At 40.7% G+C, this 18057-nt stretch carries 16 protein-coding genes, 4 tRNA genes and 1 rRNA gene; 10 read left to right on the top strand and 11 right to left on the bottom strand.

The window, feature by feature from the left end; all coding sequences use genetic code 11:
- From NY014_RS16310 to rpmH, 6 genes are all read right to left on the bottom strand, one after another.
- A 16S ribosomal RNA gene (locus tag NY014_RS16310) occupies positions 1-120 on the bottom strand; the annotation flags it as partial.
- 352 nt (positions 121-472) lie between these two features.
- Complete coding sequence (locus tag NY014_RS16305; protein WP_259415603.1) at positions 473-982, bottom strand: DUF2480 family protein; 510 nt, start codon at positions 980-982, stop codon at positions 473-475.
- On the bottom strand, positions 979-1665 hold the full coding sequence (tsaB, locus tag NY014_RS16300; protein ID WP_259415602.1) for a tRNA (adenosine(37)-N6)-threonylcarbamoyltransferase complex dimerization subunit type 1 TsaB: 687 nt from the start codon (positions 1663-1665) through the stop codon (positions 979-981). Before tsaB ends, NY014_RS16305 begins: the two co-directional genes overlap by 4 nt.
- Complete coding sequence (locus tag NY014_RS16295) at positions 1665-3326, bottom strand: S41 family peptidase (protein ID WP_259415601.1); 1662 nt, start codon at positions 3324-3326, stop codon at positions 1665-1667. Before NY014_RS16295 ends, tsaB begins: the two co-directional genes overlap by 1 nt.
- Positions 3319-3708, bottom strand: a complete 390-nt coding sequence (gene rnpA / locus NY014_RS16290; RefSeq protein ID WP_259415600.1) for a ribonuclease P protein component — start codon at positions 3706-3708, stop codon at positions 3319-3321. The genes NY014_RS16295 and rnpA overlap by 8 nt, the downstream gene beginning before the upstream one ends.
- A 45-nt stretch (positions 3709-3753) precedes the next feature.
- Positions 3754-3912 (bottom strand): 50S ribosomal protein L34, encoded by a 159-nt coding sequence (rpmH, locus tag NY014_RS16285; RefSeq protein ID WP_135077053.1) that lies wholly within the window; start codon positions 3910-3912, stop codon positions 3754-3756.
- 136 nt (positions 3913-4048) lie between these two features.
- On the opposite strand from rpmH, the gene NY014_RS16280 reads away from it, so the two are divergent.
- Complete coding sequence (locus tag NY014_RS16280) at positions 4049-5680, top strand: M61 family metallopeptidase (RefSeq protein WP_259415599.1); 1632 nt, start codon at positions 4049-4051, stop codon at positions 5678-5680.
- A 56-nt stretch (positions 5681-5736) separates the two neighbouring features.
- Here the strand turns inward: NY014_RS16280 and NY014_RS16275 are convergent, their stop codons facing one another.
- From NY014_RS16275 to NY014_RS16260, 4 genes are read right to left on the bottom strand one after another with little or no spacing between them, the layout of a single operon-like run.
- Positions 5737-6294 (bottom strand): gluconate 2-dehydrogenase subunit 3 family protein, encoded by a 558-nt coding sequence (locus tag NY014_RS16275; RefSeq protein WP_259415605.1) that lies wholly within the window; start codon positions 6292-6294, stop codon positions 5737-5739.
- Positions 6295-6312: 18 nt separating this feature from the next.
- Complete coding sequence (locus NY014_RS16270) at positions 6313-7992, bottom strand: GMC oxidoreductase (RefSeq protein ID WP_259415598.1); 1680 nt, start codon at positions 7990-7992, stop codon at positions 6313-6315.
- 25 nt (positions 7993-8017) lie between these two features.
- Positions 8018-8896 carry a hydroxypyruvate isomerase family protein gene (locus NY014_RS16265; RefSeq protein ID WP_259415597.1) on the bottom strand — a complete coding sequence of 293 codons (879 nt, stop codon included), beginning with the start codon at positions 8894-8896 and terminating at the stop codon, positions 8018-8020.
- Positions 8893-10128: a nucleoside permease gene (locus NY014_RS16260; protein WP_259415596.1), complete on the bottom strand. Its 1236-nt coding sequence runs from the start codon at positions 10126-10128 to the stop codon at positions 8893-8895. The genes NY014_RS16265 and NY014_RS16260 overlap by 4 nt, the downstream gene beginning before the upstream one ends.
- Positions 10129-10349: 221 nt before the next feature.
- Between NY014_RS16260 and NY014_RS16255 the strand changes: the two genes are divergently transcribed.
- The 4 genes from NY014_RS16255 to NY014_RS16240 are packed head-to-tail and all read left to right on the top strand — an operon-like array spanning position 10350 to position 13808.
- The gene (locus tag NY014_RS16255; RefSeq protein ID WP_259415595.1) at positions 10350-11519 is read left to right on the top strand and encodes a Gfo/Idh/MocA family protein; all 1170 of its coding nucleotides are present in this window, start codon (positions 10350-10352) and stop codon (positions 11517-11519) included.
- Positions 11520-11550: 31 nt separating this feature from the next.
- Complete coding sequence (locus NY014_RS16250; RefSeq protein ID WP_259415594.1) at positions 11551-12603, top strand: sugar phosphate isomerase/epimerase family protein; 1053 nt, start codon at positions 11551-11553, stop codon at positions 12601-12603.
- Positions 12604-12625: 22 nt separating this feature from the next.
- Entirely contained in the window at positions 12626-13054 is a 429-nt protein-coding gene (locus NY014_RS16245) for a c-type cytochrome (protein ID WP_259415593.1), read from the top strand.
- Between the two features lie 4 nt (positions 13055-13058).
- On the top strand, positions 13059-13808 hold the full coding sequence (locus NY014_RS16240) for a 3-keto-disaccharide hydrolase (RefSeq protein WP_259415592.1): 750 nt from the start codon (positions 13059-13061) through the stop codon (positions 13806-13808).
- Between the two features lie 90 nt (positions 13809-13898).
- Here NY014_RS16240 and NY014_RS16235 read toward each other — a convergent pair whose 3' ends face one another.
- Positions 13899-14528 carry a tetratricopeptide repeat protein gene (locus NY014_RS16235; protein WP_259415591.1) on the bottom strand — a complete coding sequence of 210 codons (630 nt, stop codon included), beginning with the start codon at positions 14526-14528 and terminating at the stop codon, positions 13899-13901.
- Between the two features lie 216 nt (positions 14529-14744).
- Here NY014_RS16235 and NY014_RS16230 point away from each other — a divergent pair.
- From NY014_RS16230 to NY014_RS16210, 5 genes are all read left to right on the top strand, one after another.
- Positions 14745-14817: transfer RNA gene (locus NY014_RS16230), tRNA-Lys, on the top strand.
- Positions 14818-14990: 173 nt separating this feature from the next.
- Positions 14991-15065 (top strand) — tRNA-Pro (locus NY014_RS16225).
- An 11-nt stretch (positions 15066-15076) separates the two neighbouring features.
- Positions 15077-15150 (top strand) — tRNA-Arg (locus NY014_RS16220).
- A 40-nt stretch (positions 15151-15190) separates the two neighbouring features.
- A tRNA-Lys gene (locus NY014_RS16215) sits at positions 15191-15263 on the top strand.
- Between the two features lie 231 nt (positions 15264-15494).
- Entirely contained in the window at positions 15495-18053 is a 2559-nt protein-coding gene (locus NY014_RS16210) for a M1 family metallopeptidase (RefSeq protein WP_259415590.1), read from the top strand.
- The last annotated feature ends 4 nt before the right edge of the window (positions 18054-18057 follow it).

The following is an 18057-nucleotide window of genomic DNA, read 5'->3' as shown; positions in this document are numbered from 1 at the left end:
TACGTGTTACGCACCCGTGCGCCACTCTCAACAATCCCGAAAGATCGTCTACCGTTCGACTTGCATGTATTAGGCCTGCCGCTAGCGTTCATCCTGAGCCAGGATCAAACTCTCCATTGTATATTGACTATAAATTTCCGATTAAACTCTTTTATAAGAGATAAAAATCGGCCTGTCTAGATCTCAGGTTATTTGCCTTACAACACTTCAAAGAACATTTCTCTTGACATTTTCAAGAGGTAGTGAGAAGTACCCTTCCCAAAAGCGACTGCAAATATCGATGAATATTTTTTACTAGCAAAACATCGAATTCAAAATTTGCAGATTTTTTTCAAAAAACTTTTCAAACTTTCCCTCGCTGAGACTTTTTCTCAAATGGGAGTGCAAACATAGTCTAGATCTAGAGAAAACACAAGACTCAAAGGCGCAAAAAATTGAAATAATTTTTAAAAAAATCTCTTCTTATTAATTATCAGCTCTTTGGCTTTTTATAAAGTGGAACTGTACTGCACGGCTCACCAAACATTAAGGATTTGACAACTGGCTGAAGCTTTTGCACAAGCTTTCCATAGGCATAAAGTGGAATTTCAACAGAGCTGCATCCTTTTACCACAACTGGCCTATTTTGAAATTTTTCTTCCTCCAAGGAATCAACCAATCGATCCACGATAGACTGTTCCAAACTTTCCAAATTCCCTACGACAAAACCTAAAGCCACAGGCTGAAGATAGGTAGCAACCAACATGTAAGCCCAAGTAGGTATGATAGCATCTACACTACAAGAAATAGCTACCCACTTTCCCCGATAATTTTCCCAATCATGCCCTTTCAAGGATTGCCTAAAATCTTTCTCCCTTAACACCAATCCCTGAAATAAAAAATCTTGTAAATCAAATAGCACACGCTCCTCTTTTGGATAGATTTCTTCAAGGTTTAAGGAAAGCAGCGAACTCTGTGCTACTCTATTAATAATCTCACTCATACTGCAAAAGGATTTTTCTTACTCTTCAAAACCCGAAACTCCTTCAAATAATTCGGAGTAAAATAGGCCACATCTTCAAAATCCTCGTTTTGAAATTTTCTCCAGGCAATTTCTCCTACCGAACTTGAATTTGGAAATACATCCAAAAAGATAGCTCGCGAACTCGTAATCACCTCTTTGGCTTTTTGATTAGCATTTCCTACGAAATACAGTTCTGATTTGCTTAACCAAGATGAAAAGGAATTCTCATCTAGGATTTCTGCAGCAATGGGCTCCAATACTTCTCCGGATGGACCAAAAATCTCTCGAAAAACCTCCATACGTCTAGCATCCAACATAGAAACGACGATAGCTTTAGGGTTCTGTCTCCAAGCCTGAACTGCCATAGCTTGCAGTGTATCCACAGAAATCAACGGAATTCCCAAAGCAAAAGCTAGTCCTTTGGCAGTAGAGACTCCAATTCTCAAACCTGTGTAAGAACCGGGACCTCCTGAAACAGCGACGGCATCTAAATGCTTCAACTCGAACCCACCTTTCATCATAACTTGATCCATAAGTTCTGGAAGCAACCTTGAATGCGCACCTTCCTCACGGATGGTTTTCTCGGAAAGCAAAACCCCTTCTTTATGTAAAGCTACCGAACAGATATCGGTACTTGTTTCCAATGAAAGGATCAAGGACATTATTCAGACTTAGCCGTTAGGATTAACTGGATATTTTTCGGTTCGATCAAAAGCTCTTTTGCTTTTTCAACAACTGCATCTTTTTGAAGACCCGCCTGAATCATTCCTTCTTGGAAATAATATCTTGACACAATTTCTTCTCGAAGGACTTTTTCAATCTCCTCCTTATAATTAATCAGGTCTTGCTCCTTGCTATGCATGATTCTGGACTCAAGGGCTTCTACCTGCTCTTTAATCTCATCATAATAAGGAGTCAGCTCTGCCAATTTTTTCATATCCTCCACCGACTTTTCTAAATAAGTGGTGTAATCATAATCTCTATCTGACAACCAAGTAACAAACTTTTCATACTCTGAATCTGCTAACTCAAACTTTTCGATTTCCCCAATATCCTCATGTTGATAGAAAAACTGGGTTGCATAGTCAAACACATGGTTACCTGCTACCAAACTGTAAGTAATTGGAGCATACTTAGGAGCAGGGATAGTCTCATCAGGCTCAATTCCCGCCCCATCCAAAACAGTTCTACCATTTTGGGTTTTAAATTCCTTGCGCAAAGAGTCAGGTACTGAATAAATCTCTCCCTCTTCTCTACTTACTGCATAATCAATAGCCTGAATACATCTTCCACTCGGAATGTAATATTTGGCAGTAGTCACTTTCATCTGTGCATTGTAAGTCAGTGGAATGGTAGTCTGAACCAATCCTTTCCCAAAAGACTTCCTGCCTACTAGCACTGCCCGATCATAGTCTTGCAAAGCTCCAGCGACAATCTCGGAAGCAGAGGCACTACGTTCATTTATCAAAACAACCAATGGGATATTTTTATCCACTGGAGTCTTGGTTGTCTTATAAGTATGATTTACATTTTCAATTTTTCCGATGGTTTTGACAACCTCTTTTCCCTTTGGAATAAAGAGGTTTACAATCTCTACCGCCTCAGAAAGCAATCCGCCTGGATTATCACGAAGATCTAAAACCAGTTTATCGATTCCTTGTGATTTAAGATCCACCAAGGCATTTCGAACTTCCGAAGACGCATTAGTGGTAAAATCAGAAAGCTTGATATAGCCGGTTTTTTCATCAAGTTTTCCATAGTATGGCACATTCTTGAGAGAAATTTTCTTCCGGACTAATTCAAAACTCAAAGTATCCTTATCTCGAAGCACTTTTACCTTAACAGGCGTATTTTCTGGCCCCTTCAATAATTCAGAAACTTGAGATGTGTTTTTACCCACCACGTCAGTGGTATCAACCATCAAAATTTTATCGGCGATTTTAAGTCCTGCATTTTGAGCGGGGAAACCAGTATAAGGCATCAAAATCATGCTCCCCTCTCCTCTTGAGCCAATCAAAGCTCCGATTCCACCATATTCTCCGGTGGTCATCAATCTGAATTCATCAGATTCTTCTTCTGGAATATACTCGGTGTATGGATCCAATTCTTCTAGCATCGCCTGAATTCCAACCCCCACCAATCTATCTGGATCAATTTCATCCACATAATATGAGTCCAATTCTCTTACGAGTGTCGCAAATATGTCTATGTTCTTGGCGATTTCGAAAAGCCGGTCATTTTTAACTGAAAAAGCTACCGTGGCAGTCAAAAGAAAGGCTACTGCCAAAACTGGAATCCAACGCGACTTATTTATTTTATTCATGTGGCTGATTTTTTACTTCTGAATAAATTCTCTCAAGAACTTTTTTGGTCTTTTCTTCCAAGGACTTAAAATCCATAGCCTCGGAAGAGACATAAAGTAAACCAATAAATAATTGTCTTGAAGAGTTTGAAAGCAAATGTTTGTTAATCCGGTAAGCTTCCCGCATTCTTCGCTTCATCAAATTCCTTCCAGTTGCTTTTTTGATCTTCCTTTTAGAAACAGAAAACAAGATTTGATTCGGAGCAGAAGAATGCTCTTCAAGATCTTTTACTAGGTATAAGACCTTGAAAGGGTATAAAAAAAAAGAGGAACCTTTGTCAAAAAGTTCCTTGATAGATTTTTGGCTGTGAAGCCTTTCAGTTTTCGGAAGTCTGAAATTCATTGCAAGGAATCAAATCACATGCAACATACGAATTCTGGACAAGAATTATTTCTTCAGAGTTTTTTCGGAAGAAACGGTCAATTTCTTTCTTCCTTTAGCTCTTCTGGCCTTCAATACTCTTCTACCATTGGCAGTAGACATTCTTTCTCTGAAGCCGTGCTTGTTCTTTCTTTTTCTTCTGGAAGGCTGAAATGTTCTTTTCATGATCGAATATCTTTATATTATTGCTTTCTATTGGGTCTTTCTGGACTTACCCTCCAAAAAGGACTGCAAAGATATGCAGCCAAATCCGAATTACAAAAAGTAGTGAAATAATTGTTTGAAACTAGCTGACTATTTGATGTTTCAATACCAAATCTCCTGTAAAAATCCCGCTTCGCAATATCTACAAATTCAGATTAAAATCCCTGTTTCTTATCCGGGAAAAGTTAAGCTTCAGTTACCTATCTGGCGAGCAGGCCGATATTTTCCCTCAAATTATGCTCAGTTTGTTCGGAATTTTTCCGTTCGATTTGAGAATGAATCAGTGCCATTTTTCAAAAAAAACAAATCACTCTGGGTAATTGAGGTTGAAAAATCAGGAATCTACAAAGTTCATTATGAGTTTTTTGCTGGAACCATGGATGCGGGTTCTGCTTGGGTAGACGATCAACAGGTCTATCTAAACCTAGTGAATTGCTGCATGGAGATTTCGGGGACTAGAATTTACCCTTATGAATTCCAGTTCAAACTCCCCTATCCTATTCGAGTTTGTACCCTGCCAGAAAGAATGGATAGAACATATTCAGTAAGGAATTTTCAGGAAGTTGCAGATTCAACCATTTTAGCATGCAAAGAAATAACTCATTGGAAGTTTTCTGTCGAAGAATACACTTTTCATTGCTGGATTCATGGCGCCATCCATTTTGAAAAGCAAGAATTCCTGGATGCTTTGAAAAAGATTGCCATCTCTCAGATCAAAGATTTTGGTGTATTTCCTGAGAATGAATATCATTTTATCTTCCAGCTTCTTTCTTATCAGCACTATCACGGTGTTGAGCATCGAAGAGGAACCGTCATCACATACGGACCTGCTGAAAAGCTCCAACAGAAAAAGCATTTCATAGAATTGTTAGGAGTTTCCAGCCATGAACTTTACCACGCTTGGAATGTTTGCCGAATCAGGCCAAAAGACCTACTCCCCTATGATTTTTCCTCCGAAAATTATACTACAGCTGGATGGATTTTGGAGGGAATTACCTCTTATATGGGGGATTTATACCTTCTGAAATCCGGGGTTATTTCGACCCAAGACTATGCAAAAAAGATTCAAAGCACAATACAGCGAGTTTCAGAGGATTTTGGATGGAGAAATTCCAGCATTTTGGAATCCTCATTTGACACTTGGGTAGATGGGTATCACGCAAGTGCTCCAGATCGGAAACAAAACATTTATGCCAATGGTGCTTTGATTGCTCTAGGCATTGACTTGATGCTTCTAGCAAATGGATCCTCTTTGGCAGCAGTTATGCAAAAAGCTTGGATTCGTTTTGGAAAAAATAACCGGGGATACCAAGAACACACTTTTTGGAATTTAGTAGCCCAGGAATTACCAACTATTTCAGAAGAAAGAGATTTTTACACCACCTATATCGCAGGAAAAAATTCCATCATCCCCTATCTAATCGAAAAACTACCCTCTTTGGGACTCAACCTAGAGGAGAAATTTGAAGATGATTTTCTACGAAATACCTTAGGTGTTATTGTCAAAGATTCCGAGATCAAAAAAATCCATCCTGATAGCTTTGCTTATCAAGTTTTAATACTTGGCGATAAAGTGAAATCAGTTAATAAGGATGGGAGCCTTGAAATCCATCGGCTCAACGGAGAAAATCACCATTTCAAGATCAAAAAATCTGAAAAACGTTTTTTCCCAACTTATCACATCCACGCTTCTAAAGCCACAGCATTACGAGAAGTTTGGCTCGGATAAATTACAAAAAAAACACCTCTCGAGATGAGAGGTGTTTTTGTAAATATCAAATCAGTTTAAATGGCATATGCCTTATCTCCAGGTTTCAGGTCAATACATCCATCATATCTTCCCGGAACTTCCACATAATTCAAAGCTTGGGTTGCGCCAATTTCAGAAGTAAAGTATCCCAAAACAGTCAAGTCACGAAGCATATTGATTACCTGAGGCTCCCGTTGAGGAGAAGATTTATATTGCTCATACAATTCATTGAGATAAGCTAATCTATCCTCAGCACTAGCTCCCATAAAGTCCGCTCCTTTTGATGCTTTAAAATCTTTGCGAATCATATTCAAACCATCGACAAAAGCCTTTTGCTGGGCTTCATCATAGGTATCTTTTACCATCATGACCATAAAGGCACCAATTCCAGCAGCTTTTGCTCCAGGCGTATCCGTTTCAGGTATGATCGTATCTCCCAATTCATCCAAGAAAGCAATATCATCAGGGCTGAAATTGAGACCTTCAATTTGATTTTCAGGGGCACACCCAGTCAGAATAGCTGTCGCTCCGACCATAGTTCCACCCATCATAAGCACCACACTTTTGAGTGCTTCTCTTCTATTCATATTCATGGTTTCTTTTTTCAACAGTTAGAGATTTTGTTTTTTCATTTCCTCCACAGCGAAACTCGCAGCTCGAGCAGTCAAAGCCATGTAGGTTAAAGATGGATTTTGTGCTGCTGCGGATGTCATACAAGCTCCATCAGTAACAAACACGTTCTTCGCATCCCAAACTTGGTTATTACCATTCAATACTGAGGTTTTTGGATCACTCCCCATTCTAGCAGTACCCATTTCGTGAATACCTTGACCGAAGGTATATCCAGCATCGTAAGTCTGAATATCCTTGAACCCAGCAACTTCCAACATTTCGGCTGCATCAGCCATCATATCCTTCCGCATGTTGAGCTCATTCTCTTTGATCTCGGCGTTCATAACCAAAGCTTCCATACCCCACTTATCTTTCACCGTATCACTCAAGCGGATATGATTGTCATGATAAGGAAGAATTTCACCGAATGCTGTGAAACCAATGCTCCATGGCCCTGGCTTGGTAAGCGCATCTTTCATTGGTGCACCAAAGTTCAACTCAGCTACATCACGGTTCCAACCGCTTCGGCTCGCCCCTCCTTGATATCCAAATCCACGCAAGTAATCTCTCTTTTCTCCATTAAGGTTTCGGAATCGAGGGATATACAAACCTGTAGGTCTTCTTCCGAAGTAATACTTATCCTCATATCCTTCGATTGTTCCTCTTGCGCCAAGTCTAAAGTGATGGTCCATGACGTTATGTCCCAATTCACCAGAACTTGAACCCAAACCTCCAGGCCAGATATCAGTCGCAGAACGCATCAAAATAGCCGTGGAGTTGAAAGCGGAAGCACAAAGGAAAATGATTCGCGCATCGTATTCGACGGTCTGATTGGTTTCAGCATCCAATACTTCTACGCCAGTAGCTTTTTGGGTGTCTTTGTCATAAATCAATCTTCTTACGATAGACCATGGACGAAGTGTCAAATTCCCAGTTGCTACAGCAGCAGGCAAGGTTGAAGCTTGCGTACTAAAGTATCCTCCGAAAGGACAACCTAGAGAACATTTATTTCGATATTGACAACCTACCCTTCCAGGAAGTGGTTGGGTGATATTGGCAGGTCTACCCATGATCCAATTTCTAGCACCTTTGTAATGCTTTTTGATTCGCTCCACTGCATCTTTTTCAACACAGTTCATCGGCATAGGAGGCATAAATTCACCATCAGGTAGAATATCCAATCCATCTCTATTTCCAGAAATACCCGCGAATTTTTCTACATAGGAATACCATGGTGCTAAGTCCTTATATCGAATCGGCCAATCTACAGCAATCCCCTCTTTCGCGTTAGCTTCAAAATCAACATCAGCCCATCTGTAGGACTGTCTTCCCCAAAGAAGCGAACGACCTCCTACCTGATAGCCTCTAAACCATGTGAATGGCTTTTCCTCAACATAGGGTGAATCAGACTCATGCGCCCACCAATCCAAATTCAACTCGTTCAACACATAATCCCTTCTCAAATTGGGATGGTTTTCAAGCATTTCTTGAGTTCTTCGCCCTCTATGAGGAACCTCCCATGGTGGGAGCGTAGCGGTCTTGTAATCCTTCACATGCTCGACGTTTGGTCCCCGCTCCAGGAGCAATACTTTCAGCCCCTTTTCTGTCAACTCTTTAGCAGCCCATCCGCCACTAATTCCTGACCCAACTACAATCGCGTCATACTTCTCGTTTGCCATAAATATGGTTTTTGGTTAATTAGTTTTAAACATCACAAACTTCTATTGCCTGTTGCAAGGCAGCAATTTTATCTTCTTGTTTTGGTACAAACTCATGTGAAACGAAGCCTTTGTAACCCGTTTCTACAATCGCTTTCATGATGGCAGGATAATAGATTTCCTGTTCATCATCTAATTCATGTCTTCCTGGATTTCCAGCAGTATGATAATGCCCAAAGTACTGATGATTGTTTTTGATCGTGCGAATAATATCTCCTTCATCAATCTGCATATGGTAGATATCAAAAAGCAATTTGAAATTTTCACTGTCGATTCGTTTGCATAGCTCAATTCCCCAAGGGGACTTATCACACATATAATCCTTATGATCCACTTTGCTGTTGAGCAATTCCATTTGAATAACAACCCCATGTTTTTCAGCTAGGGGCATAATCCGTTTCAGACCTGCTTCACAATTCTTCAGACCAGTTTCATCATCCATTCCTCTTCGGTTACCAGAAAAAGCAATCAAATTGGTATAGCCATTTTTAGCAACGATTGGAATCACCTCCTCATAGTTTTTGACCAATTGATCATGAAATTGAGGATCATTCCAGCCATCAGCTATTGAGATTTCAGCTCCATTAGACATGGAGCATTGTAGCCCATACTTCTGCAAAGTAGGATAAGCATCAGGCCCGACTATATCGACACCTTGAACTCCCAGCTTTTTTGCTCCGATACAAAGTTCCTCGAGGGAAAGCGGACGCATAGACCATAGGCAAACCCCATGATTGATATTCCCTTTCAGAGCAGGAACTTTCTTTTCTTCAAAATCAAAGGAACTGAGTGTTCCAAGAGCAGCGCCTCCTAATAATACTTTCTTGAAGGACTCTCTTCGGCCGTGGTTGATAGGTTTGGTCATGATGGGTTATTTGGGGTTTTGATTTCTTCTTTTTTGAAAAAGGATGTGAAAAATAGTAAAACGATCACGGAAATACCAGCTGGAATCAACCAAATTGACTGCCAGTCGTGCATGCGGTCATCGATCAAGAAATTATTGGAAATTTGGCCTGCTGCCCAAAATCCAATCAACATCCCTACTCCATAAGTGGCCAAAGTTATAAGTCCTTGAGCGGAGGATTTGAATTTTTCTCCAGCATGCGCATCGGTGTATATCTGCCCGCTGACAAAGAAAAAATCATAGCAAATACCATGAAGTGCAATCCCTACTAACAAAAGCCAAACACCCTCATTGGTATCACCATAGGCGAAAAACACATAACGAACAGCCCATGCGAGCATAGCCACAATCAAGGTTTTCTTGATTCCAAATCTTGAAAAGAAAATGGGCAAAGCGAGCATGAATAAAACTTCTGAAATCTGCCCAATAGTCATTTTTCCTGTGGAGTTTTCTACTCCAATCTCGGTTAAAAACGGACTCGCATTTTGGTAATAGAATGCCAAAGGGATACAAATCAATACCGAACTCAAAAAGAAAATCGCGTAGTTTTTATTTTTCAGTAAGGCCAGCGCATCCAGCCCCAATAACTCTGAGAGTTTGACTTTTTCGCTACTCTTGGCTTTAGGAGGAGTAGCCGGAAGCGTAAAACTGAAAACTCCCAATACCAATGACATGATTGCTGCCATCAACCAGGTGTTTTCCAATAATCCACTAGCCAATCCATCTTGACTGTCCCAAGCGAATGCACTTATCAGAATTCCCGCAGCAATCCAGCCTATCGTTCCCCAAACTCTCACTGTAGAAAATTCCTTTGCAGGGTCTTTCATTTGGTTGAAAGAAATGGAATTCACCAATGCCAAAGTGGGCATAAATAATATCATGTAAGCAAGGAGGACGGGAAAGAAGGCTGAAAAATCGCTGCTAGTGTATAGGAAATACATTAACCCAGCCCCAACCAAATGAATCACACCCAATATTCGCTGGGCATGAAAGTATCGATCGGCAATCAGTCCAACCAAAAAAGGCGCAATGATGGCACCCATTGATTGAGTAGAAAATGCCAGAGAAATCTCTTGGTCTTTTGCAGCCAAATTTGCACCCAAAAAAGTCCCCATTGTCACATACCAAGATCCCCAAACGAAAAACTCCAAAAACATCATTAAGGAAAGTCGAATGCGAATCAGTATACTCATAAGGAAGGGTTCGGATAAAAAAGATTTATAATTTAGAATTCGGTGAATTTACCGTATTTTAAGCAAGTCAGTTGAATTTGTGAAATTAGGCCAAAAATTATTTTGGCAAAGCCATTCATAACCAGATGTTACTCTTGGTAAAGAAAATCGAATTACGAATCTTGAAAATGGCTTTTTTTGACTGAATCATCTATTTTCAATCCAAAATAACCTAAAGACCTATGTCGACAAATAAGAAACTCAAAATCGGTCTCGTAGGAGGAGGTCCGGGTTCATTTATCGGTGCAATTCACTTGAATGGAGCCCTGATGGACGGACTTTTCGAACTTGCTGCGGGAGCTTTTTCATCAAACCCTGAAAAATCAAAAAAACGAGGAGAAGAACTGATGGTAGACCCTTCTCGGGTATATTCCAGCTACGATGAAATGTTTGAGAAAGAACTTCAACTCCCGGAATCAGAGCGGATCGATGTAGTAGTAATTGTTACCCCAAACAATGTACATTTTGATCCGACCGCCAAAGCAATCCGAGCTGGGTTCCATGTGGTTTTAGACAAGCCTTTGACCCTAAATTATCAGGAGGCAAAAGAATTGTATCACATCGTAAAAAATAGCGATCGAAAATTCTTGCTTACCCATACCTACAGTGGATATCCAATGATCAAGCAAGCCAAGCAAATGATCGAAGAAGGTCAGCTTGGAAAAATCCATAAAGTCTATGTGGAATATCCACAAGGATGGCTTTACAAGCTACTAGAAAGGGAGGACAACAAGCAAGCAGAGTGGAGAACTGATCCTAAGCGAAATGGATTAGCGGGATGTATGGGTGATATCGGAACTCACGCCTTTCATCTAGCCGAATATGTTTCGGGACTTCAAGTAGAGAAAGTTTGTGCCGACCTCTATATTAAAGTGGAAGGACGTCCAATTGATGATGATGGAGTAGTGCTCATGAGATTTAATAATGGAGCCTCTGGAGTATTAATGGCATCCCAAACTGACACAGGGCTAGAAAACAATTTGAAAATCCGGGTATTTGGAGATAAAGGAGGAATTGAATGGCAGCAGGAAGACAATAATTCCTTGATCGTCCGCTTCCCTGGCCAACCTGCACAAATTTTTAGAGCCGGTACGGGGTATCTTGGATCTCTTGCTCAGGAAAACACCCGGACACCAGCTGGCCACCCTGAAGGATATGTAGAGGCATTTGCCAATTTGTACCGCAATTTTGCTCGCTGCATTTATGCTGAGCGTGCCGGAGAGACACCAAAACCAGAATGGGAAGATTATCCTGGCATCGAAGATGGCATAAGAGGCATGGCCTTTATTGACCATGTTCTAAAAAGCACTGAAACTGATTACAAATGGACTCCATTTATTGTGGAGAAGTAATTAACTATTAAACCTAAAATTCAATCAAACCATGAAAACTATAAAAGGACCTGCCATATTTCTGGCTCAGTTTGCTGATGATAAAGAGCCTTTCAACAACCTGAAAAACATCTGCAATTACATGGCTGATTTAGGCTATAAAGGTGTTCAGATTCCTTCTTGGGATTCCCGAATGATCGATCTTCAAAAAGCTGCAGAAAGCAAAGATTACGCAGACGAAATTGCTGGAACTGTTGAAGAAGCTGGATTAGTCATCACAGAGCTTTCCACCCATTTACAGGGGCAATTAGTTGCTGTTCATCCAGCATACAATGAACTGTTTGATGGATTTGCTCCGGCATCTATGGCAGGTGACCTAAAAGCCAAAAGCGAGTGGGCTACCCAACAGTTGAAATACGCTGCAAAAGCTTCTCATAACTTGGGATTAAATGCACATGCTACCTTCTCCGGTGCTTTGATGTGGCACACAGTTTATCCTTGGCCTCAAAGACCAGCTGGTTTGGTGGATACCGGATTTACGGAATTAGCGAAAAGATGGACTCCTATTTTGGATGAATTTGACAAATATGGAGTGGATGTTTGCTATGAACTACACCCAGGAGAGGACTTGCACGATGGGATTACTTTTGAAATGTTCTTAGAAAAAGTAAACAACCACAAGCGAGCCAATATCCTTTACGATCCAAGTCACTTTGTTCTTCAATGTTTGGATTACCTGCAGTTTATCGACTTTTATCATGAGCGAATCAAAATGTTCCACGTAAAAGACGCTGAATTCAATCCAACAGGAAAACAAGGTGTCTATGGTGGTTTCCAAGGCTGGGTAGACCGCGCCGGAAGATTTAGATCTTTAGGGGACGGACAAGTTGATTTTGGCGGAATTTTTAGCAAACTTTCGCAATACGATTACGACGGCTGGGCAGTCTTGGAATGGGAGTGCGCCATCAAGCATCCAGAACAGGGAGCAGCAGAAGGCGCTCCATTCATACAGTCTCACATTATTCGCGTAACCGAAAAAGCTTTTGATGACTTTGCCGGAACAGGCGCAGATGAAGCCTTCAACAAAAAAATCTTAGGAATCTAATTATCTATCAATTTTAAAATACATGAAAATCAAAAATCAAATTAGCTTCGGACTTTTGGCACTAGCAAGTGTAGCTTTTGCTTGTGGAGGTGGTAGTTCCACTTCTACTGAAACAGCCTCCGAAGAAACCGTAAGTACTCCCGCACCTGCTAAAGAAGTAAGCTTGGAGGAAAAATATCAAGACGATCCCATTTATATAAAGGGACTCGAAAAAGTAAAGGGTTCTGATTGTCAATCTTGTCATATGGTTGAGCGAAAAATCGTAGGTCCTTCTTATGCTGAAGTTGCTGCCAAATATGAAAGCACAGAGGAAAATGTTGAGATGCTCGCATCAAAAGTAATTGCAGGAGGAGTTGGTGTTTGGGGAGAAGTGCCAATGCCTGCCCATCCGGGACTAAGCGAGGAAGATGCAAAGGACATGGTCCGCTATGTATTATTGCTTAAAAAATAAAACCATGGTTAAATTCAGATATGTTATTGGAGGCCTTGCCTTCTTGATGGCTGGGGCATGTTCAGGCCCAAAAACTGAAACAGTGGAAGAAACCGAGGTTCAAATGGAAACTACTGCCGAACCAGAAAGCGAGTGGATCTCTCTTTTCGATGGACAAACCTTCAACGGATGGCATAAATACGGTGGAGGCGAAGTAGGAAATGCCTGGAAAATCGAAAATGGAGAGCTTTACCTTGATGCTGCCAATAAAGATGGCTGGCAAACTGGTGACGGTGGAGACATTGTAACTGATCAGGAGTTTGAAAATTTCCACTTCCAAGCTGAGTGGAAGATTGCTCCAAATGGAAATAGCGGGATTATCTTCTTTGTCAATGAATCACCTGAATATGATTACTGCTGGCAAACTGGCCCAGAAATGCAGGTACTTGACAATGATGGACATCCTGATGCCCAGATTATCAGCCATCGAGCTGGGGATTTATATGATTTGATTGTGAGCAGCGAAGAGACTGTAAAACCTGTTGGAGAGTGGAACTTAGCCGAAATCATTGCTGATAACGGAAATCTAACCCTTCGATTGAATGGTGTTGACGTGGTGAAAACCACTATGTGGACCCCAGAGTGGGAAGCTTTGATTGCTGATAGCAAATTCAAGGATATGCCTGGCTTTGGAAAATTCAAAAAAGGAAGAATCGCACTTCAAGATCATGGTGACGTAGTACACTTCAGAAATATCCGAATCAAAGAACTTTAAAAAATAGAAATCCTTCCTGAATCAGTTGAATGCTAGAACTTAGCTGCAACTTATTTTAGGAAGGATTTTTTATGTCTTTTCAAAACTAAATTACATTCTAGTAACCTGGTCTTTTCGAATATAAGCTACTCTATTTTTCCATTCGATTTCATACCAAATATCCTTCGATGAGCGAATTTTCAAGCGATGCCCCGGTTCAATTTGCTCCAACAAATCCCCTCCTGCAGTAGGCTTCGATACAATATAAGAAGGACTGTGCGTCACCAGTCCTGATCTAGGCTCAACCAAAAAATTATTTACTAAAAAGATTACGATTATAAGAGTAACAACCGGCCAATAATTCGTAGAGGTATTTTTTTTCCATTTGGTCCAAATCGTCATTCCCAAAGAAATCAAAAGGAGACCCGATAGGACGAAAAGAATTGATTCTTTGTACTCCACCAAAAAAAGAATAAAACGATCCTTATCACTAACCTCATAACCGCTGAGACTAGTCTGGCCTGTAAGGGTTTTTATTTTCTCAATGATCTGAGGATTAGGGTTTAGATCGTAGTACTTTCCAAGGTAAAGCGTTGCTTGTTCTTTGTCTCCCATACCTTCAGCAATGAAGGCCATTTTTAAAAGCATGGCGGGCGAAAAGAGGCCATTCTGATAATTTGGGACGTAAATCTCCATTGCTTCCTTGTAGCTCCTGTTCTCAAACAGAGAATCTGCCTTCATAAGATCATTTGCAAACACTTGATTACAAGTGACTTGCAAAAGTAAAATAAAAAACAAAGAAACTTTTACCAGAAAGATTGACTTGTCGTTTTGCATTTAAAATCCAGAGTCATAAATTTGCAGTCCAATTACGGCAATGATCTACCAAAAAGCAAGGTAGGGAGCTTGATTTGACAAGTTTTCACAAGGAATTTCAGCGATGAAATTCTACAATCTGATTCCGTAGCTCAGCTGGTAGAGCATAACACTTTTAATGTTAGGGTCCTGGGTTCGAGCCCCAGCGGGATCACAAAAACCTTAAAGGGAGTTTGGGCGAGAAGCCTGTTCCGATGAAACGAAGCGAAGCAAGTTGATATCGTCCCGAAAAAGATCGGGACCAGCAGGTTCACAAAGAATGCCCAATAACGATTGGGAATTCAATCAGGAAAATTCCTGAGGCCAACATTAAGGAGTTAAAAAGTTCGGGGTGTAGCGTAGCCCGGTTATCGCGCCACATTTGGGATGTGGAGGTCGCAAGTTCGAATCTTGCCACCCCGACTTATTTTCCAGGTCCTGTAGCTCAACTGGATAGAGCAACTGCCTTCTAAGCAGTAGGTTTCAGGTTCGAGTCCTGACAGGATCACTTTATGAGCGGAGTCAATCCGCTTTTTATTTGATAGTTTGATTCCGTAGCTCAGCTGGTAGAGCATAACACTTTTAATGTTAGGGTCCTGGGTTCGAGCCCCAGCGGGATCACAAATAGCAGGTCAATCGGCCTGCTTTTTTATTTTCAGGAAATAATAGTCAACCAGAAGCGGGGCGAGAAGCCTGTCCCGATGAATGAAATGATATCGTCCCGAAAAAGATCGGGACCAGCGGGATCACATAAAGCAGGTCGATCTGCCTGCTTTTTTGTTTTTAAAGGTTTGGACTACATTCTGAAAAAATTCCTCTTGTTATTCAAACACTTTTTCGCAAGGTTTCGGAATGAAAAACATCCTGCCCATCCTTTGCTTGACTTTGATTTTGATCAGTTGCGCCGAACCTGTTTCTGATGAGCATTTTTATGATCCGGGAATTTCAAAAGAACTTGCTGATTACCGAAGCCAGCAGATTAGCCAGATTCATTACCAATTAGAATTTTCTATTCCTGAAAAGAAAGAAGAACCGATTCCCTCCAGGCTGACTCTTGATCTTATCCTTTCAGATCTTCAGCATCCCTTGATTTTGGATTTCAATGAGTCTGGAGAGAAAGTAAAAATCCTGAAAGTGAATGGGAGTTCGGCAGAAATCCTTCATGAGCAGGAACATTTGATAATTTCGAATAAATACCTCCAGAAAGGACAAAATCAAATTGAGATTGAATTCATTGCAGGTGATTTGTCCCTGAATAGGAACGATGAGTTTCTATATACTTTACTAGTTCCCGATCGAGCCAGTACGCTTTTTCCTTGCTTTGATCAGCCAAATCTAAAAGCTAATTATACCCTTAAAGTCTCCGCTCCCAAAGACTGGAAAGTTTTGGCTGGAGCTCCTTTGGTTCAAAAAACTAAGAATAGTGAGTTTTACATTCATGAGTTTGCGAAGTCGGACTTGATGAGCACTTATTTGTTTTCCTTTGTTGCCGGCAAATTTGAGGAAGCTAGCTCTATAGAAGGGTTTCCGTTGCATATGCTTTACAGGGAAACCAATGAGGAAAAAATAAAGGCCAGTATTCCTGAGATTTTCCGGCTTCACCAGCAATCTGTTTCATTTTTGGAAGAATACACGGATTACAAATTCCCATTTCAAAAACTCGATTTTGCAACTATTCCGATTTTCCAATATGGAGGCATGGAACATGTTGGAGCAATTCAGTATAGAGAAAGTTCGTTGTTTTTAGATCCCAATGCTACAGATTCGGAGTTATTGAGTCGAGCAAAGTTGATTGGACATGAAACTGCCCACATGTGGTTTGGGGATTTGGTCACCATGAAGTGGTTTAATGATGTCTGGATGAAAGAGGTTTTTGCCAATTTCATGGCTGGGAAAATCGCTAATCCAGCTTTTCCAGAAATCAATCATGATTTACTTTTCCTTACCTCTTTATATCCAGGAGCCTATTCCGAAGACCGGACCAAAGGCACCAATCCTATTCGTCAGGAGCTGGCAAACCTCAAGAATGCAGGTTCGCTTTACGGTGGAATCATCTACAACAAAGCTCCAATCATGATGCGACAGCTAGAGACTTTGATGGGAGAAGAAGCGTTCAGAAAAGGAATTCAAGCTTATATCAAAAATTTTGCGGATGGAAATGCGGAGTGGAATGACCTAGTACAATTGCTCGATCAGCAAACTCCTGAAGACCTAATGGCTTGGAGCGAAGTTTGGGTGAATCAGTCCAGTAGGCCAATATTTTCGCAAGAATTGAAACTGGATGTTACTGGAAAAATCGAATCTCTCTCGCTTTCACAACAGGCAGAAGACGGAAGTCATAAAGTCTGGCCTCAACTTTTTGAAGTGACGTTGATCTATGAAGAAGGAGATAAAGTGATTCCTGTATCAATGAAAGGCCGTTCAGTTGAGATTCAGGAGGCAAAAGGATTGGTCAAGCCTTTAGCAATTCTTTATAACAGCAACGGATTAGGATATGGGGTATTTCCGATAGATGAAGCCTACCTGGATCGAATTCCAAGTATCGAAAATGAAGTTAGTCGCGCAAGTGCTTTTCTTAATCTATTTGAAAACACCCTGAATGGAGATGTTAAGCCATCAAAAAATCTAGAAGTAATCAAGGCAGGATTACAGCAGGAAAATAACGAGATCATCCTCCGATTGATAGCTGGACAGGCAAGTACGCTATTCTGGACGTTTTTGGGCGAGGAATCAAGGATAATGGAAGCAGAAATGATGGAAGCCTTGATTTGGGAAAGGTTAAATCAGGACCTCAAATCAAACGTAAAGAAGTCCCTCTATAATCTCTACAGTGGAATTGCTTTTACTGAAGAAGGACAAAATAAACTCTATAAAATCTGGAATAAGGACCTAGCTATTCAAAACTTGAATTTGAGTCCGGATAATTTCACCAGTCTGGCAATGAACCTGGCACTTTTTGGACATCCAAAATCAGAAGGGATATTAGATCAAGAAAGGTCCCGAATTACTAATTCTGATCGTTTGGCAAGATTTGATTTTCTAAGACCAGCTCTTTCAAGCAAGGTGGAAGATCGGGATGCTTTATTTTTGTCTTTTAAAGATGCCAAGAATCGGGAAAAAGAGTCTTGGGTACTTTCTGCCTGTGGCTTCATTCATCATCCAATAAGACAAAAAGAAAGTATTAAACTTGTCCCTCTTGCATTGGAACTGATGGAAGAGATTCAGCGGACAGGAGATATTTTCTTTCCGAAAGGTTGGGCTTCCAATACTTTCGGACAATACAATTCTCCCGAAGCCGATCAAATGGTTCAGGATTTTCTCAATTCAAGACCAGATTTCAATCCGGTTTTAAAGAACAAAATCCTTCAAGCAAGCGACAACCTAAGCAGGGCACAAAAGATACTAGAATAAGCTG

Source organism: Algoriphagus limi, from assembly GCF_024919275.1.
In the GTDB taxonomy this organism is placed as follows: domain Bacteria; phylum Bacteroidota; class Bacteroidia; order Cytophagales; family Cyclobacteriaceae; genus Algoriphagus; species Algoriphagus limi.
This window is presented reverse-complemented; position numbering and strand designations above follow the sequence as displayed.

What these genes read in the sequence shown, in the direction of transcription:
- NY014_RS16295 (WP_259415601.1), bottom strand. Translation starts at nt 3,326, where the DNA reads ATGAATAAAATAAATAAGTCGCGTTGGATTCCAGTTTTGGCAGTAGCC.
- NY014_RS16265 (WP_259415597.1), bottom strand. Translation starts at nt 8,896, where the DNA reads ATGACCAAACCTATCAACCACGGCCGAAGAGAGTCCTTCAAGAAAGTA.
- NY014_RS16270 (WP_259415598.1), bottom strand. Translation starts at nt 7,992, where the DNA reads ATGGCAAACGAGAAGTATGACGCGATTGTAGTTGGGTCAGGAATTAGT.
- NY014_RS16250 (WP_259415594.1), top strand. Translation starts at nt 11,551, where the DNA reads ATGAAAACTATAAAAGGACCTGCCATATTTCTGGCTCAGTTTGCTGAT.
- tsaB (WP_259415602.1), bottom strand. Translation starts at nt 1,665, where the DNA reads ATGTCCTTGATCCTTTCATTGGAAACAAGTACCGATATCTGTTCGGTA.
- NY014_RS16280 (WP_259415599.1), top strand. Translation starts at nt 4,049, where the DNA reads ATGTTTCAATACCAAATCTCCTGTAAAAATCCCGCTTCGCAATATCTA.
- NY014_RS16245 (WP_259415593.1), top strand. Translation starts at nt 12,626, where the DNA reads ATGAAAATCAAAAATCAAATTAGCTTCGGACTTTTGGCACTAGCAAGT.
- NY014_RS16210 (WP_259415590.1), top strand. Translation starts at nt 15,495, where the DNA reads ATGAAAAACATCCTGCCCATCCTTTGCTTGACTTTGATTTTGATCAGT.
- NY014_RS16305 (WP_259415603.1), bottom strand. Translation starts at nt 982, where the DNA reads ATGAGTGAGATTATTAATAGAGTAGCACAGAGTTCGCTGCTTTCCTTA.
- rnpA (WP_259415600.1), bottom strand. Translation starts at nt 3,708, where the DNA reads ATGAATTTCAGACTTCCGAAAACTGAAAGGCTTCACAGCCAAAAATCT.
- NY014_RS16260 (WP_259415596.1), bottom strand. Translation starts at nt 10,128, where the DNA reads ATGAGTATACTGATTCGCATTCGACTTTCCTTAATGATGTTTTTGGAG.
- rpmH (WP_135077053.1), bottom strand. Translation starts at nt 3,912, where the DNA reads ATGAAAAGAACATTTCAGCCTTCCAGAAGAAAAAGAAAGAACAAGCAC.
- NY014_RS16255 (WP_259415595.1), top strand. Translation starts at nt 10,350, where the DNA reads ATGTCGACAAATAAGAAACTCAAAATCGGTCTCGTAGGAGGAGGTCCG.
- NY014_RS16235 (WP_259415591.1), bottom strand. Translation starts at nt 14,528, where the DNA reads ATGAAGGCAGATTCTCTGTTTGAGAACAGGAGCTACAAGGAAGCAATG.
- NY014_RS16240 (WP_259415592.1), top strand. Translation starts at nt 13,059, where the DNA reads ATGGTTAAATTCAGATATGTTATTGGAGGCCTTGCCTTCTTGATGGCT.
- NY014_RS16275 (WP_259415605.1), bottom strand. Translation starts at nt 6,294, where the DNA reads ATGAATATGAATAGAAGAGAAGCACTCAAAAGTGTGGTGCTTATGATG.